Here is a 15,006-nt window from a genome sequence, read left to right on the forward strand (position 1 = left end):
CGCGCGGCGGCTCAGTCGTCGGCCGGCCCGGCGGCGACGCCCGGGCGGAGGTCCTCGACGGGCGGCTGCCACGACTGCGGGTCCGCCGGGACCTGCTCGCCGGAGCGGATGTCCTTGACCTCGTGGCCCACCGTGCCGTCCTCCGCCACCGTGGTGAACCACACGAACGGGATGCCCCGGCGCTCGGCGTAGCGGATCTGCTTGCCGAACTTCTGGGCCGTGGCGGCCACCTCGGTGGCGATTCCCCGGGAGCGCAGGGCGCCTGCGACGTCCTGCGCGGCGGACCACGACTCGTCGTCGTTCAGGGCCACGAGCACGGCTGAGGGCACGGAGCGGGAGGCGGAGGCCATCTTCTGCGAGAGGATGCGCGTGACCAGCCGGGTCACGCCGATGGACAGGCCCACGCCCGGGAAGTTCTTCTTGCCGGTGCTCGCGAGGGATTCGTACCGCCCGCCGGAGCACACCGAGCCGAGCTGCTCGTGGCCGACCAGGACGGTCTCGTAGACGGTGCCCGTGTAGTAGTCGAGACCGCGCGCGATCGACAGGTCTGCCACCACCTTGCCCGGCGCTCGGCGAGCGGCCTCCCCCACGACCTCCGCGAGCTCCGCGAGGCCCTCCTCAAGCAGCTCGTTGGTCTGGCCAAGGGCACGCACCTGCTCCACGAAGGAAGTGTCCTCGGTGCGGATCTCCGCGAGTGCCAGCGCGGCCCGTGCCTGCTCTGGGCTCGCGCCCACGGCGTCCTGGAGGTTGCGGGCCACGGCGTCCGCACCGATCTTCTCGAGCTTGTCGATCTCCCGCAGCACTGCGGGGGCGTCCTCGAGGCCGATGCCGCGGTAGAAGCCCTCAGCCAGCTTGCGGTTGTTGACGCGCAGCACGAACGGGGGGATGGGCAATGCGGACAGGGCGTCGATCATCACGAGGGCGAGCTCGACGTCGTAGCGGAACGGGAGGGTGCCGTCCCCGACGACGTCCACGTCCGCCTGGGTGAACTCGCGCGCGCGGCCCTCCTGGGGGCGCTCGCCGCGCCAGACCTTCTGGATCTGGTAGCGGCGGAACGGGAAGGTGAGGTATCCGTTGTTCTCCACCACGTAGCGGGCGAACGGCACGGTGAGGTCGAAGTGCAGCGCGAGCGCACCCTCCTTGGAGGAGTCCTCCTCGTCCTGCTGCAGCCGCGAGACGCCGTAGACCTCCTTGTCGATCTCGCCCTTGCGCAGCAGCTGCTCGACGGTCTCGACCGCGCGGGTCTCGATCGAGGTGAACCCGTGCAGCTCGAAGGTGCGGCGCAGCGAGTCGAGGACGTGCTGCTCCACGATCCGCTCCTCCGGGAGCCATTCGGGGAAGCCGGACAGGGAGGTGGTGCGAGCCATGGGTGGAACTCCTCGGTGTGGGTGGGCCACCGGCCGTGTTCGCCCTCGGCACGGTACCCGGGACGGTCGTGACGGTGTCTGCGGCCATTCTAGGGCGCGCCCCTCGTTAGGATGGCCGTGTCCACCAATGGAGCCCCCGCCGGGTGAGCAGCGCCACAGAGCCCTCCCGGCGAGGCCGTGCAGAAAGAGTTGTAGCGGTGACAGAACGTCCTGAATCCGACGACCGCCGTCCCGAGCAGGGACCGCAGACCCCCGAGGCGCCCGAGGAGCGCTCCCCCCAGACACCCGCGGCTGAGACTCCCGCATCCGAGTCCTCCGCCGCCCCGGCGGCGCCTGCACCGGTGGACCACGCCGCCGACGCGTCCGACGACGCAGCTGTGTCCGAGACCGCTGCGACACCAGAGACCGCTGCTGCGCCCGAGACGGCCACCGCGGCAGAGACGGGCAGCGCTCCCGCGACGCCCGCGCCCACCCCGCGGCCGTCGGCTCCCACGCCGGGTGCGCCGTCGCCGTCGGCCGCCGGACGTCCCACCCCGGCCGCGCCCAAGACCCCGAGCCCCGCGGCCCTGAAGACCCCGGCCGCCGCGACGTCGACCCCCGGGACTGCCGCGGAGAGCGCGCCCGCCGCGCTTTCCCCGGCCGAGTCCGTGGCCCGTGCCAAGCGCTTCGGCCGCGCGGACGAGAACGGCACCGTCTACGTCACCGTCCAGGGCACCGAGTACGAGTGCGGCCAGTTCCCGGACGCCACGAGCGACGAGGCCCTGGTCTACTTCGCCCGCAAGTTCGACGACGCCGAGGCGCAGGTCGCGCTGCTCGAGCAGCGCATCGCCGCAAAGGCCCCTGCTGGCGACATGCGCAAGACCGTGCAGCACGTGCGGGAGCAGGTGGACGCGCACGCCATGGTGGGTGACCTCGTGGACCTCTCCACGCGCCTGGACACGCTCGAGGACGCCATCCGCGTGGCACTGGAGCGCGAGCGGGAGGAGTCGAAGAAGCACAGGGCCGAGCAGCTGGCCCGCCGCACGGCCATCGTGGAGGAGGCAGAGGAGGTTGCTGGCCAGGACCCCGAGAAGACCCAGTGGAAGCGGTCCTCGGCCCGGATGGAGCAGTTGTTCACGCAGTGGCAGGAGCACCAGCGCTCGGGCGGGCGGCTGTCCAAGTCGGACGAGGACGCCCTGTGGAAGCGCTTCCGCAAGGCGCGCACCACGTTCGACCGCCACCGCAAGGCGTTCTTCTCCTCCCTGGACGAGACCAACGCCAAGGCCAAGCGTGTCAAGCAGGCCCTGATCGCCGAGGCCGAGGCGCTGTCCTCCTCCACGGACTGGGGCGAGACCGCGGGGAAGTACCGCGAGCTCATGGACCGCTGGAAGCAGGCCCCGCGCGCCTCCCGCAAGGACGACGACGCCCTGTGGGCCCGGTTCCGCGCGGCGCAGGACGTCTTCTTCAACGCCCGCAAGGCCGCGAACGAGCAGATCGACAAGGAGTTCGAGGGCAACCTGGGCGTGAAGGAGAAGCTGCTCGCCGAGGCGAAGCAGATCCTGCCGGTCAAGGACCTCGAGGCCGCCAAGAAGAAGCTCGCCTCGATCCAGCAGCGCTGGGAGGAGGCCGGCAAGGTGCCGCGCGCCCACATGCGCCGGGTGGAGAACGAGCTGCGCTCCGTCGAGGACGCCGTCAAGAAGGCGGAGGACGACAAGTGGCGTCGCACCGACCCGGAGACGAAGGCGCGCTCGAACTCGATGCTCTCCCAGCTGGAGAACAAGATCGCGGACCAGCGCGCGGCGGTCGAGACCGCCCGCGCCTCCGGCAACGAGAAGAAGGCCGCCTCCCTGGAGAAGGACCTGGCTACGAGCGAGCAGTGGCTCGCCACGCTGCAGACTTCCGCCTCCGAACTGGGCTGAGGCCCGCCCCGGGGCGGCACCGCTGACGGCGTGCCGTCCCGGGTCTCCTGGTGAGAGCGCCCGGTTCCGAGCTTTTCACGGCCAGCGCCCCCGTTCCGGTCCGCCGGACGGGGGCGCTTCTCGTGGGTTCTCCACAGGTGCGGCGCGGGTCTGCCGTGGCGCCGGTTCGTGGGGTGGGATGGGTCCATGACCTCCCTCGCCCCTGCGCTGCGCCCCTCCGGTTCCCGCTACGACGGCGCGTTCACCGTGTTCCTGCCCGGCCACCCGTTCAGCCGCGCGGAGCTACACGCCATGACCGTGGACGGTGTGCTGCGCCGCGAATTGCTGGACGCCCACGTGCACGCGTCCCAGCCCGTCACCGACTCCCTGCGGGCGGTGGTGCTGAGCCGGGTGGTGCCGGGCAACCTGCAGCGCCGGGGTGTGCTGGGGCGGCTGGGTGCGGCGTGGTTCTACCGCTGCGCGCCGGAACCTTCGCCCCTGCCCGTGCTCGTGGACAAGAGCGCGCGCACCACGGCCACCGTTCCGCCGGGGATCGTGCTGCACCAGACGAGCTTCGCTCCGGAGGACGTCGTGACGTTGCGCGGAATTTCTCTGACGTCTCCTCGGCGCACGGCCCTGGACATCGCGCTGTACGTTCCGGGCCCCGCCGGCGACGCCGCCCTGCTGGCCCTCATGAGCGCCTCACGGCTGCAGTGCACTCCGCAGGACGTCCGCCACGGCCTGGAGACCTTGCCCAAGACCCCCGGACGGCGCGCGGCGCTCACGCGGGTGCGCAAGCTGTCACGGGGGATGCAGACCGAGGCACAGGGCCGAACGGTGCAGCCCGCGGCGGTCACCGGGACCTGAGAATCGCGGTGGAGCTTGACCACGCCGAACGGCCCGGCCCGGGAAGGCGTGCGCTCCCGGGCCGATCACCTGCCAGACCGCTCACCCGCCGGACCGCACGCCGGAGGCCCAGGAAGTAGGCGCCCGCCCGGGCTGGCGTCAGGACACCACGGGCTGGTGGCCCGACACGCGGTACACGTCGTACACGCCGTCGATCCGCCGGACCTGGTTCAGCACGTGGTCCAGGTACCGGGTGTCCCCCATCTCGAAGGAGAAGCGTGAGATGGCCAGACGGGCACGAGAGGTGTGCACCTGGGCGGAGAGGATGTTCACGTGGTTCTCGGAGAGCACGCGCGTGACGTCGTAGAGCAGGGACTTGCGGTCCAGCGCCTCCACCTGGATCTCCACGAGGAACAGCGATGACTGCGTGGGAGCCCACGAGACCTGCTTGACCCGGTTGTCTCCCTCCGGCAGCGCCTTCATGTTCGCGCAGTCCACCCGGTGCACCGAGATCCCTGAACCACGGGTCACGAAGCCCACGATCTCGTCCGGGGGCACTGGCGTGCAGCAACGGGCGATCTTCACGTAGACGTCCGAGGCGCCCTGCACGAGCACTCCCGCATCCGCCACGCCCGACCGCACCGGCTTGGTGACACGCGTGACCTCCGTGAGGTCCTCCTCCGTGCCGTCCGCACCGCCCAGGTGCTCCAGCAGCTTCTCCACCACCTGCTGGGCGCTGACCGCGTCCGAGCCGAGCGCCTCGTAGAGGGCGGCCACGTCCCCGCGGTTGAAGTCCTGCGCCACCGCGAGCAGCGACTCGCTCGTGACCGTGCGCTGCAACGGCAGGTGGTGCTTGCGCAGGGCCTTGGTGAGCATGTCCTTGCCTCGCTCGATCGCCTCCTCGCGCCGCTCCTTGGAGAACCACTGGCGGATCTTGGTGCGGGCGCGCGGGGAGCCCACGAACTTGAGCCAGTCCTGGGAGGGCGCGGCCTGCTCCGACTTCGAGGTGAGGATCTCCACCCGGTCCCCGTGCTGCAGCGTCGAGGACAGCGGTGCCAGCTTGCCGTTGACCCGCGCACCGATCGTGCGGTTGCCGACCTCCGTGTGCACGGCGTAGGCGAAGTCCACCGGCGTGGAACCCGCGGGCAGGGCCATGACCTCGCCCTTGGGCGTGAACACGTACACCTCGGCGGTGTTGATCTGGTAGCGCAGCGAGTCCAGGAAGTCCGAGGAGTCCTTGGCCTCCTCCTGCCAGGAGACCAGGGAGCTGAGCCAGTTCAGCTCGCCCTCCTTGGCCTTGGGCGTGGCGGAGTTCGCCTGGTTGACCTTGTCCTTGTACTTCCAGTGCGCGGCCACGCCGTACTCCGCGCGTCGGTGCATCTCGTGGGTGCGGATCTGGATCTCCACGGGCCGCCCGTTCGGTCCGATCACCGTGGTGTGCAGCGACTGGTACATGTTGAACTTGGGCATGGCGATGTAGTCCTTGAACCGCCCGGGCAGCGGCCGCCACTTGGCGTGCAGCACACCGAGGGCCGCGTAGCACTCGCGCACGGAGTTCACGAGCACGCGCGCAGCCTGCAGGTCGTGGATCTCGTCGAAGTCCTTCCCGCGCACGATCATCTTCTGGTAGATCGAGTAGTAGTGCTTGGGTCGGCCCGTGATGGTGGCCTCAATCCCGGAGGCGTCCAGCGCCTCGCCGATCTCTCCACGAATCTGGGCGAGGTGCCGCTCCCGCTCGGGGGTCCGCTCCCCCACCATGCGCACGATCTCGTCGTAGACCTTGGGGTAGAGCGCGGCAAAGGAGAGGTCCTCGAGTTCCCACTTGATCGTGTTCATGCCCAGCCGGTGGGCCAGGGGCGCGAAGATCTCCAGCGTTTCGCGCGCCTTGCGGCCCGAGGACTCGGAGGAGACGAAGCGCCACGTGCGGGCGTTGTGGAGGCGGTCCGCAAGCTTGATGACCAGCACCCGGATGTCCTTGGCCATGGCCACGATCATCTTGCGGACGGTCTCGGCCTGGGCGTTCTCCCCGTACTGGATCTTGTCCAGCTTGGTCACGCCGTCCACGAGCTCGGCGACCTCCTCGCCGAACTCCGCCCGCAGCTCGTCCAGCGTGTAGGAGGTGTCCTCCACCGTGTCGTGCAGCAACCCGGCCACCAGGGTCGCACCCGTCATGCCGAGCTCCGCGAGGATCGTGGTCACTGCCACCGGATGGGTGATGTACGGGTCCCCGGACTTGCGCTTCTGGCCCTCGTGGTGCGCATCCGCCACGGCGAAGGCGCGCTCCAGCACGCTGAGGTCCTGCTCGGGGTGCGAGTTCTGCACCGTGCGCAGCAGCGGCACGAGCACGGGCGAACTGGGCACTGACTCCCCGCTCAGCACGGACAGCGTGGAGCGGGTCTTCTCGCTGCGACCGGGGAACACGGCGCGGCCGAAGACGGGGCGAGAGGCCGGGAGCACGAAGTGGGTCCCGCTGAAGTCCCCGCGGGCCACGGCGGTGCGCTGACCGCCGGCCGCGCGCGACGCGCCGTCGGCGGCCACGCTGGTTCCCACGGCGGACGTGGGGGCCGACCCCAGCGATGTGGCGTGACCCGTGGTCGTGCCGACAACCTCGGCAGACGCGGGAGCGGACGCCGACGACGTCGTGCGCGCCGTCGTCGCAGCGGCCGTGGCCTCGGCAGATCCCCTGGAAACGGGCGCGGGTGAGTCTGCGGGTGCGCGGGTACCCGCGTGGTCGGACGTGCTGGACATGAGTCGTGGCCTCCTCACCGTGCCGCGGTGCCGGGGAGGTGGGATCCTGGCCCGGCGCGGCTGATGACCCAGTGTAATGCCGCGGCCCAGTGCTCCGTGCACGGGGCCGCGGGGGGCGTGAGCGCTGGCGGGGCCCGTGGTCCGGGTGTCCGGGCTCAGGCGGAGACGGGGTCCGAGCTCACCGGGGGCGCATCCGTGGTCCGCTCCTCCAGCACCTTCCGGGTCTGCTCGCGCACCGCGGGATCGCGGTCCCGCAGCCACGAGTACAGCGGCGCCGCGACGAACAGCGTGGCCAGGGTGCCCACGATGATGCCCACGAACAGCGAGAGCGAGAGGTCCTTCAGGGTTCCCGCGCCCAGCAGGTAGGCGCCGATGAACAGGATGGAGCCCACCGGCAGGATGCCCACCACGGAGGTGTTGATCGAGCGCACGAGCGTCTGGTTCACCGCCAGGTTCACCTGCTCCCCGTACGTGCGCTTCGCGCGCTCCGCAGGTGCGGTGCCGTCCAACAGCCCCGCGGTGTTCTCACGGACCTTGTCGAAGACCACCACCGAGTCGTAGAGCGAGTAGGAGAGCACCGTGAGGAAGCCGATCACGGCGGACGGGGTGATCTCGAAACCCACGAGCGAGTAGACACCGCCCGTGACCACCACGGTCACGAGCATCGCAGCAATCGAGGACACAGACATCTTCCACGTACGGAAGTACAGCGCCATCAGCGCGAGGGCCAGCACCACGAAGACCAGCAGGCCCCACAGCGCCTGCTGCGTGACGCCCTGACCCCACGTGGGACCCACGAAGTTCGAGGTCACCTGGTCCTCGCCCACGCCGTAGGAGTCCTGCAGCTTGGACTTCACACTCAGTGTCTGGTCGTCGTCGAGCTGCTGGGTCTGCACCCGAATGGTGCCGGGGGCGATGTTGGTGACCGTGGCCTCGTCCGCGCCGGGGGTGCCCGCCACGGCGCGCTGGCCGAGGGAGACGTCCGTGTTCTCGACCCCGGAGACCGTGAACTCCGATCCCCCGGTGAAGTCGATGCCCAGGTTGAACCCGCCTTTGACCACGGGGATCAGCACGGAGACCACCACGAGCGCCAGGCTCACCGCGAGCCACAACCCGCGCTTCTGGACGAACGGGTAGGAGCGGCGCCCGCTGTGCAGGTCGTTGCCGAATCGCGCGAGTCGGTTGCTCATCGCTGGGCCTCCTGAGTGTCGGAGTGGGCGGAGGACGACGCCGTGTCGTCACCGGGGGCCGCCTCGCGTGCCGCGCGGCGTCGTCGTTCGGCGATCGTGAGGCCGTCGTTCTCGGAGGGGTCGCGCAGCCGCCCGGCGCCGCGGTAGAGCGGCACGGCGTCGAGGGCCTCCGGGTCCAGGCCGGAGTTCTTGGCGCCGGAGCCGAAATAGCGCGTGCGGGCCAGCAGCACCATGACCGGGTGCGTGAACAGGAACACGACCAGCAGATCCGCGATGGCCGTGAGACCCAAGGTGAACGCGAAGCCGCGCACGTTGCCCACGGCCACGAAGTACAGGACCACCGCGGCCAGCAGGTTCACGGCCTTGGAGGCGAGCACCGTCTGACGTGCCCGCTGCCAGCCGTGGTCCACGGCGGCAGGAATCGTACGCCCGGCGCGGATCTCGTCGCGGATGCGTTCGAAGTAGACGATGAACGAGTCAGCAGTCTGCCCGATAGCCACCACCAGGCCCGCCACGCCGGCGAGTGAGAGCCGGTAGTTGGCGCCCCAGCCGAGCAGTGTGATCGCGAGGTACGTGAGCACACCGGCCACGACGAGCGACGCGATGGTCACGAGCCCCAACCAGCGGTACTGGAACAGCGAGTAGATGCACACGAGCGCCAGACCGATCAGACCGGCCACGATGCCCATGCGCAGCTGGTCGCTGCCCAGCGTCGCGGAGACCTGCTGCTCCGAGTCGATCGAGAAGGACACCGGCAGCGCACCGTACTTCAGCTGCTGGGACAAGAACTTGGCCTCGTCCTCCGTAAAGCTGCCCGTGATCTGCGCCTTGCCGTCCGTGATGACGGAGTTCATGCTCGGCGCGGAGATCACGGAGCCGTCCAGCACGATGGCGAACTGGGAGCGGGGATCGCCCTGGCTGCTCTGCCCCAGGCTGTAGAGCCGCTCGGAGAGGTCCTTGAAGGTCCTGGTGCCCTGCTCGTCGAACTGCAGGTTCACGGCGAAACCACCCGTGGCGTGGCCCTGCGAGTTCGTGGCCTGGGCGTAGGACGCGTCCGAGATCTCGGTGCCGGGGATCTCCACCGGCCCAAGGATGAACTTGGTGCCGTTCTCGGAGCCGCCCTGCGAGTCGCACGCCACCACGGCCTTGTCCTGCGGCTGCGCGGCACGCTCTTCCTGCGACTGACCCTTGGTGCAGTCCAGGGCCTCGTACTGGGCGTAAAGCTCGCGGGTCACCCAGTTGGGGTCCGAGGAGTTGGTGGGCTTCGCGTCCGGCTCCGGGATGGACTTCGGATCCGTGCGCTTGTCCGCCGGTGTGGGGGCACCGTCGCCGGTGACGATCACGGGGCGGAACGCCATCTGCGCCGAGGTCTGGATGAGGTCGCGGGTCTCGCTCGAGGGCACGCCGGGCATCGACACGACGATGTTGCGCCCGGACTGGGTCGTGATCTCCGCCTCCGAGACACCCGCGCCGTCCACGCGCTGGCGGATGATCTCCACGGCCTGGTCAAGCTGCTCCTGGGAGATCTCCTTGCCGGCGTCATCACCCTGGAGGGTGGGCGAGAGCACCATCTGCGTACCGCCCTCGAGGTCCAGGGCCAGCTTCGGACCCCACCCCGTGCGGTCCGTGCTGACCCCGTAGACCAGCACCCCCGCCAGGATCGCGACCACGGCCACGAGGGCGAGCAGGGCCTTGCGGGCCGACGCCGCAGCAGCAGCAGCCCCCGAGCGCGGCCGCGGCGTAGCGCCCCCGCCCTTCGCGCCGCTCGCGCGCAAGCCGGTCTCCTCCGATGTCCTGTGCCGACGCCAGCGGGAGCCCCTGGGCTCCCCGGGGGTCCCCGACGCCTTCTTCTGTGCTGCCATAGCCGTCCTTCAACGAGCCCGTCACCGGCACCGCACGGGCCGGTCGACGCATGAGAAACGGGCCGATGTCATCGGCCCGTGTCCCAGCGGGGGGGGTGGATCAGTTGGTGGTGGTACCGCGGTCCTCGCCGTTGCGGGCGTCGCGCCAGGTCCGGTGATCCTGCTCCGGTGCGACGTCGCCAGCTGCGGTGTTCCCGGCGGCGGTTGCACCTCCGGGGGTGGTTCCGGTCGTGTCCGACTCACTGCGCGCGGCGCCGGTCACGACGTTGCCGTTCTCAGCGGCTGTGTTCCCGGACGCGTCGTGCACGGTGCCCGCGGTCGTCGTACCAGTGGCCGCAGGGCCGTCGACGACGGCGCCCCCATCCGCCCCGGAGTCCGCGGGAGTCTCGTCCACCACGGTGGTCACGGTCTGGGAGTGCACGGTGACGAGCTGGCCCGGGGAGATCTCCAGGACGGCCTTGTTCTGCTCGCGGTCCATGTCGCGCAGCGTTCCGTAGAGGCCGAAGCTGGTCATCACGCGCGTGCCGGGTTCCATGGTCGCCTGCTTGGCCCTCATCTGGGCCTGGGCCTTCTTCTGGCGGCGCATGGGCAGCCAGAGCAGCAGCACCATCACCACGAGCATCACGGGCAGGAACCACACGGTCCCACCTCCGCCGGCAGCAGCTTCCTGGGTTTCTGCGAGGAGCGTCACAAATGATCCGTTCTGTCGTCGTGCGAGGGGTCGCGCGTGGCAGGTGCCCGCTGACCCGCGGGAATGATTCGAGCACGCGCTCGGGTTCGCATGAAGTTTAGTGGATGGATCTGGTGACCCGCTGGACGGTGACAGGACCGGCTAGGAGGAGGCGTCCTGCTCCTGCTCCGCGTTCGAGGCCAGCGCCGTGCGCAGGGCCGGGTCCTTGAACGCCGCGTGGTTCGGGACCTCCAGACCCAGGTGTTCCCACGCGGCCGCCATGGCGATGCGCCCGCGCGGCGTGCGCCCCAGCAGTCCCTCCCGCACGAGGAACGGCTCGGCCACGGTCTCCACGGTCTCGATCTCCTCACCCACCGCGATCGCCAGGGTGGACAGCCCCACGGGGCCACCGTTGAACTTTCCCACGAGCGCCGAGAGCACGTTGCGGTCGAGCCGGTCGAGGCCACGGACGTCCACCTCGTACATGTCCAGTGCGGCGCCGGCGGCGCGCGCGTCGATCCGGTCCACGCCGTGCACGAGTGCCCAGTCCCGCACGCGGCGCAGCAGCCGGTTCGCGATGCGGGGGGTTCCCCGGGAGCGGGAAGCCACCTCGCTGAACGCCTCCGTGGTCATGGTGAGGTCCAAGAGGGCGGCCGAGCGGCGCAGCACGAGTTCCAGCTCCGGGACGGAGTAGAACTCCAGGTGCCCTGTGAAGCCGAAGCGGTCCCGCAGAGGGCCAGGCAGCAGACCGGCACGCGTGGTCGCGCCCACGAGCGTGAACGGTGGGAGGTCCAGCGGGATAGACGTGGCACCGGCCCCCTTGCCCACAACGATGTCCACGCGGAAGTCCTCCATGGCCATGTAGAGCATCTCCTCGGCCGGGCGGGACATGCGGTGGATCTCGTCCAGGAAGAGCACCTCCCCGTGGGTCAGGGAGGACAGGATCGCGGCGAGGTCCCCGGCGTGCTGGATGGCGGGGCCGGAGGAGATCCGCAGGGGGACGTCCAGGTCCTGGGCAATGATCATGGCGAGCGTGGTCTTGCCGAGCCCCGGGGGTCCCGAGAGCAGCACATGGTCCGCCGTGCGACCGCGCAGCTTGGACGCCTCCAGCACGAGCGAGAGCTGGGCACGCACGCGCTGCTGGCCCACGAAGTCCTCGAGCGTGCCCGGGCGCAGGGACGCCTCGAGCTGCTGGTCGTCGTAATCGCCCTCCGCACCAACGAGCCGCTGCTGCCCGGTGGACGCGCCGTCCTCGATGGCCATGCTCAACGCCCCCCGGTGCGGGCGTGAGAGGTGCCCTTGGAGGTGCCGAGCCAGGACAGGACGGCGCGCAGGATCTCCGCCACGTTGCCCGAGTCGGCGAGCTCGGGCTGGGTCTGCAGGGCGTCGTCGATGCCCCGGGCGGCGTCCTTCTCGCTCCACCCCAGACCGGTCAGGGCATCAATGACCTGCTCACGCCAGACCTGCATCTGCGGCTGGGCGCCCTGCACGCTTGCGGGCTCGGGGAGTACAAGCTTGTCGGCCAGTTCGAGCACGATCCGGCGCGCGGACTTGGGACCGATGCCCGGCACGGCGGTGAATGCCTTGTCGTCACCCGCGGCGATCGCGCGCCTGGCGTCGTCCGGGCCGAGCACGGAGACCGCCGCCAGGGCCGTGCGCGGGCCCACCCCGGAGACCCCGAGCATCACGGTGAACACTTCCTTCTCGTCCGCGCGGGAGAAGCCGAAGAGCAGGGGGGACTCGTCCTTCCGCGCGATGTACGCGGTGTGCAGACGCGTGGTGGAACCCACCCGCAGTCCCGCGAGGGTGTGGGTGCTCGCGTGGACCTCGACCCCGAAGCCGGCGACCTCCACGACCGCGAGCGTGGTCCCCACGAACTGCACCTCACCGGTGACCGAAGCAATCACGGTCCGCTCCCCTCTCCCGGCTCCGCGCGGGTCGTCTCAGTGGCGGCGGCCCCGCCGCCGGGGCGCCCGTCCGTGCGCAACCGTCCCACCGAGGGGGCAGCCGCACACGTTCGAACAGATGTGCGAATACTGCTGGCCACTGTACCAAGGCCCGGGGACATGATGAGCGACACCCGGATGCCCCAGCGCGCCGTCGCGATCCTGTCGCAACGGGGCGGGTCAGCGGAAGCGAGACCCGCCGGAGTGCCCGGAGGACCGGGGCTTTCCCGCACCCGGCGCGCGGGACGCCGTCTCGGCCCGCCGCCACGCCTGCTGCGCGGGGGTCAGCGTGCCGGCAGTGCCTGCGCGGGAGGGTCTGGACCCCGAGTGGGTGGAGGTCCGCTCGGCCGCATTGACCCCGGAGACGCCGCCACGCCAGCCGTGGCACACCGCCAGAGCAAGGGCGTCCGCGGCGTCCGCGGGACGCGGCGGGGCATCCAGGCGCAGGATCCGCACGACCATGCGGTTGACCGACTCCTTGTCCGCGGACCCGTCACCGGTGACCGCGGCCTTGACCTCGGACGGTGTGTGCCAGGCCACGGGGATTCCGCGTCTGGCAGCCGCTGCGATGACGACGCCGGTGGCCTGCGCGGTGCCCACCACGGTGGGGGCGTTGTTCTGCGCGAACACGCGCTCCACGGCCACCACGTCCGGCCGGAAGCGCTCGATCAGCTCCTCGGCGGTCTCCATGATGGTCAGCACGCGCCGCTCCAGCGCCTCGTCCGCCTTCGTGCCGCTGACCTGGACGTGCACGAACGTGCCCGTGCGCTGGGCGGACATGTCCACCACGGCGAACCCGCAGCGTGTGAGGCCAGGGTCCACGGCGAGCACCCGACGCCCCCCGCGGTCCTGGGTGCGCGGCACGGTCCTACTCGTCGTCCTCGAGCTCGGCCATGACTTCGGCCGGGATGTTCGCGTTCGAGTAGACGTTCTGCACATCGTCGAGCTCCTCGACGGCGTCCACGAGCTTGAGGAACTTCCGCGCGCCGTCCGCGTCCAGGTCCACCTTCATGGTCGCCCGGAACTGGGGGTCGTCGTTGTTGTACTCGAGCCCGGCCTCGTCCAGCGATGTACGGATCGCGGGCAGGTCCGTGGCCTCGCTGACCACCTCGAAGACGTCCGACTCGTCCAGCACCTCGTCGGCGCCGGCATCCAGGACGGCCATCAGGACGTCGTCCTCCGTCAGCCCGTCCGTCTTCGCGACCTCGACCACGCCCTTGCGCTCGAAGAGGTACGCCACGGAGCCGGAGTCCGCCATGGAACCGCCGTGGCGGGTCACCGCCACGCGCACCTCGGACGCCGCACGGTTCTTGTTGTCCGTGAGGCACTCGATGTACAGCGCGGTGCCCTGAGGGCCTCGGGCCTCGTAGAGGATCTCGGTGTAGTCGATCGTCTCACCCGTCAGCCCGGCACCACGCTTGACGGCGCGGTCGATGTTGTCGTTGGGCACCGAGTTCTTCTTGGCCTTGGAGACGGCGAGCTCGAGCGCCGGGTTGCCGGAGGTGTCGGCGCCGCCCATGCGTGCCGCGACCTCGATCCCCTTGATGTACTTCGCGAACGCCTTCGCACGCTTGGCGTCGATCGCCGCCTTCTTGTGCTTGGTCGTGGCCCACTTGGAGTGACCTGACATGGATGACCTCCTAGAAACAGTGCGTCCGGCCGTGCTCGGGCCGGACGCGGTGGTGGATTGACTGCCATGATACCGAGCGTGCCCCGTGCGCTGTCACACCAGCGCCTGCGGACAGCCCCCCCGGGCGGCGTCGTCAGCGGGGCCGAGAGCTCGCGACCTCGCGGGCCCGCTCCGCGAGCGTGTCGTCGAAGGTCTTCTCCGGCAGGGCCTCACCCCGCACCTCGAGCGCGGCTGAGAGCAGGAAGTCCGCGACGGCCGGGTTCTTCGGCAGCATGGACCCGTGCAGGTAGCTGCCCAGCACGTTGGCCGTACGGGCGCCCTCTGTGCCGTCCTGGCCGTCGTTTCCCGCCCCGGAGACGACCGCGGCGAGCGGTTGCTGGCCCGCGCCCAGGTGGGTCAGTCCGGAGTGGTTCTCGTAGCCGACGATGGTGCCCAGTTCCTGTGACTCGGTCACGATGTTGCCGATCAGGCGCTCGGGGCCCGCGACCGTCTCCAGGTCGAAAATCCCGATGCCCTGCAGGGTCTCTCCCCCGCCGGTGCGGAAGCTCTTCCCCAGGAGCTGGTACAGCCCGCAGATGGCGAGCATCGGCACACCGCGCTCCGCAGCGTCGTGCAGGTGCCCCGAGACGGCCGCGAGGTCCTCCGCCACGCGGAACTGTCCCGAGTCCTGCCCGCCGCCGCCCACGAAGAGGTCCGCCTGCTCCGGCCAGGGGTCACCGGGGTTGTGGTCGTGAACCTCCACTGCGAGCCCGTAGCGTTCGGCTCGGCGCTTGAGCGTGAGGGTGTTCCCCCAGTCACCGTAGATGTTCATGTCCCGGGGGTAGAGCTGCACGATGCGCAGCGGTTCTGTGCTGGTCTCTGGCACGGAGT

At 70.3% G+C, this 15,006-nt stretch carries 12 protein-coding genes; 2 read left to right on the top strand and 10 right to left on the bottom strand.

The window, feature by feature from the left end; all coding sequences use genetic code 11:
- Positions 1–11: 11 nt before the first annotated feature.
- Positions 12–1,367: a histidine--tRNA ligase gene (gene hisS / locus FS770_RS06905; protein WP_144942878.1), complete on the bottom strand. Its 1,356-nt coding sequence runs from the start codon at positions 1,365–1,367 to the stop codon at positions 12–14.
- A 197-nt stretch (positions 1,368–1,564) separates the two neighbouring features.
- Between hisS and FS770_RS06910 the strand changes: the two genes are divergently transcribed.
- Both FS770_RS06910 and FS770_RS06915 read left to right on the top strand, forming a co-directional pair.
- Entirely contained in the window at positions 1,565–3,265 is a 1,701-nt protein-coding gene (locus FS770_RS06910) for a DUF349 domain-containing protein (RefSeq protein WP_244944795.1), read from the top strand.
- 186 nt (positions 3,266–3,451) lie between these two features.
- A complete protein-coding gene (locus FS770_RS06915; RefSeq protein WP_144942877.1) occupies positions 3,452–4,111 on the top strand; it encodes a type IV toxin-antitoxin system AbiEi family antitoxin in 660 nt (219 codons plus the stop codon).
- Between the two features lie 138 nt (positions 4,112–4,249).
- Here FS770_RS06915 and FS770_RS06920 read toward each other — a convergent pair whose 3' ends face one another.
- The 9 genes from FS770_RS06920 to FS770_RS06960 form a co-directional block, all read right to left on the bottom strand.
- A complete protein-coding gene (locus tag FS770_RS06920) occupies positions 4,250–6,838 on the bottom strand; it encodes a RelA/SpoT family protein (RefSeq protein ID WP_260983378.1) in 2,589 nt (862 codons plus the stop codon).
- A 155-nt stretch (positions 6,839–6,993) separates the two neighbouring features.
- On the bottom strand, positions 6,994–8,028 hold the full coding sequence (secF, locus tag FS770_RS06925) for a protein translocase subunit SecF (RefSeq protein ID WP_144942876.1): 1,035 nt from the start codon (positions 8,026–8,028) through the stop codon (positions 6,994–6,996).
- Positions 8,025–9,890, bottom strand: coding sequence for a protein translocase subunit SecD (gene secD / locus FS770_RS06930; RefSeq protein WP_144942875.1), 1,866 nt, complete (start codon positions 9,888–9,890; stop codon positions 8,025–8,027). Before secD ends, secF begins: the two co-directional genes overlap by 4 nt.
- Positions 9,891–9,990: 100 nt before the next feature.
- Complete coding sequence (locus FS770_RS06935) at positions 9,991–10,581, bottom strand: preprotein translocase subunit YajC (protein ID WP_244944796.1); 591 nt, start codon at positions 10,579–10,581, stop codon at positions 9,991–9,993.
- 141 nt (positions 10,582–10,722) lie between these two features.
- On the bottom strand, positions 10,723–11,823 hold the full coding sequence (gene ruvB / locus FS770_RS06940) for a Holliday junction branch migration DNA helicase RuvB (protein WP_145010789.1): 1,101 nt from the start codon (positions 11,821–11,823) through the stop codon (positions 10,723–10,725).
- 2 nt (positions 11,824–11,825) lie between these two features.
- Complete coding sequence (ruvA, locus tag FS770_RS06945) at positions 11,826–12,467, bottom strand: Holliday junction branch migration protein RuvA (protein ID WP_144942873.1); 642 nt, start codon at positions 12,465–12,467, stop codon at positions 11,826–11,828.
- A 219-nt stretch (positions 12,468–12,686) separates the two neighbouring features.
- A complete protein-coding gene (gene ruvC / locus FS770_RS06950; RefSeq protein ID WP_144942872.1) occupies positions 12,687–13,370 on the bottom strand; it encodes a crossover junction endodeoxyribonuclease RuvC in 684 nt (227 codons plus the stop codon).
- 4 nt (positions 13,371–13,374) lie between these two features.
- The gene (locus FS770_RS06955; protein WP_144942871.1) at positions 13,375–14,136 is read right to left on the bottom strand and encodes a YebC/PmpR family DNA-binding transcriptional regulator; all 762 of its coding nucleotides are present in this window, start codon (positions 14,134–14,136) and stop codon (positions 13,375–13,377) included.
- A 133-nt stretch (positions 14,137–14,269) separates the two neighbouring features.
- Positions 14,270–15,001, bottom strand: a complete 732-nt coding sequence (locus tag FS770_RS06960) for a type 1 glutamine amidotransferase (RefSeq protein ID WP_144942870.1) — start codon at positions 14,999–15,001, stop codon at positions 14,270–14,272.
- Between the last annotated feature and the right edge of the window lie 5 nt (positions 15,002–15,006).

The organism is Kocuria salsicia (assembly GCF_007681555.1).
GTDB lineage: Bacteria > Actinomycetota > Actinomycetes > Actinomycetales > Micrococcaceae > Kocuria > Kocuria salsicia.

Excerpts from the sequence above, each read along its gene's own strand:
- secD (WP_144942875.1), bottom strand. The coding sequence starts at position 9,890 with ATGGCAGCACAGAAGAAGGCGTCGGGGACCCCCGGGGAGCCCAGGGGC.
- secF (WP_144942876.1), bottom strand. The coding sequence starts at position 8,028 with ATGAGCAACCGACTCGCGCGATTCGGCAACGACCTGCACAGCGGGCGC.
- hisS (WP_144942878.1), bottom strand. The coding sequence starts at position 1,367 with ATGGCTCGCACCACCTCCCTGTCCGGCTTCCCCGAATGGCTCCCGGAG.
- ruvB (WP_145010789.1), bottom strand. The coding sequence starts at position 11,823 with ATGGCCATCGAGGACGGCGCGTCCACCGGGCAGCAGCGGCTCGTTGGT.
- FS770_RS06915 (WP_144942877.1), top strand. The coding sequence starts at position 3,452 with ATGACCTCCCTCGCCCCTGCGCTGCGCCCCTCCGGTTCCCGCTACGAC.
- FS770_RS06920 (WP_260983378.1), bottom strand. The coding sequence starts at position 6,838 with ATGTCCAGCACGTCCGACCACGCGGGTACCCGCGCACCCGCAGACTCA.
- FS770_RS06955 (WP_144942871.1), bottom strand. The coding sequence starts at position 14,136 with ATGTCAGGTCACTCCAAGTGGGCCACGACCAAGCACAAGAAGGCGGCG.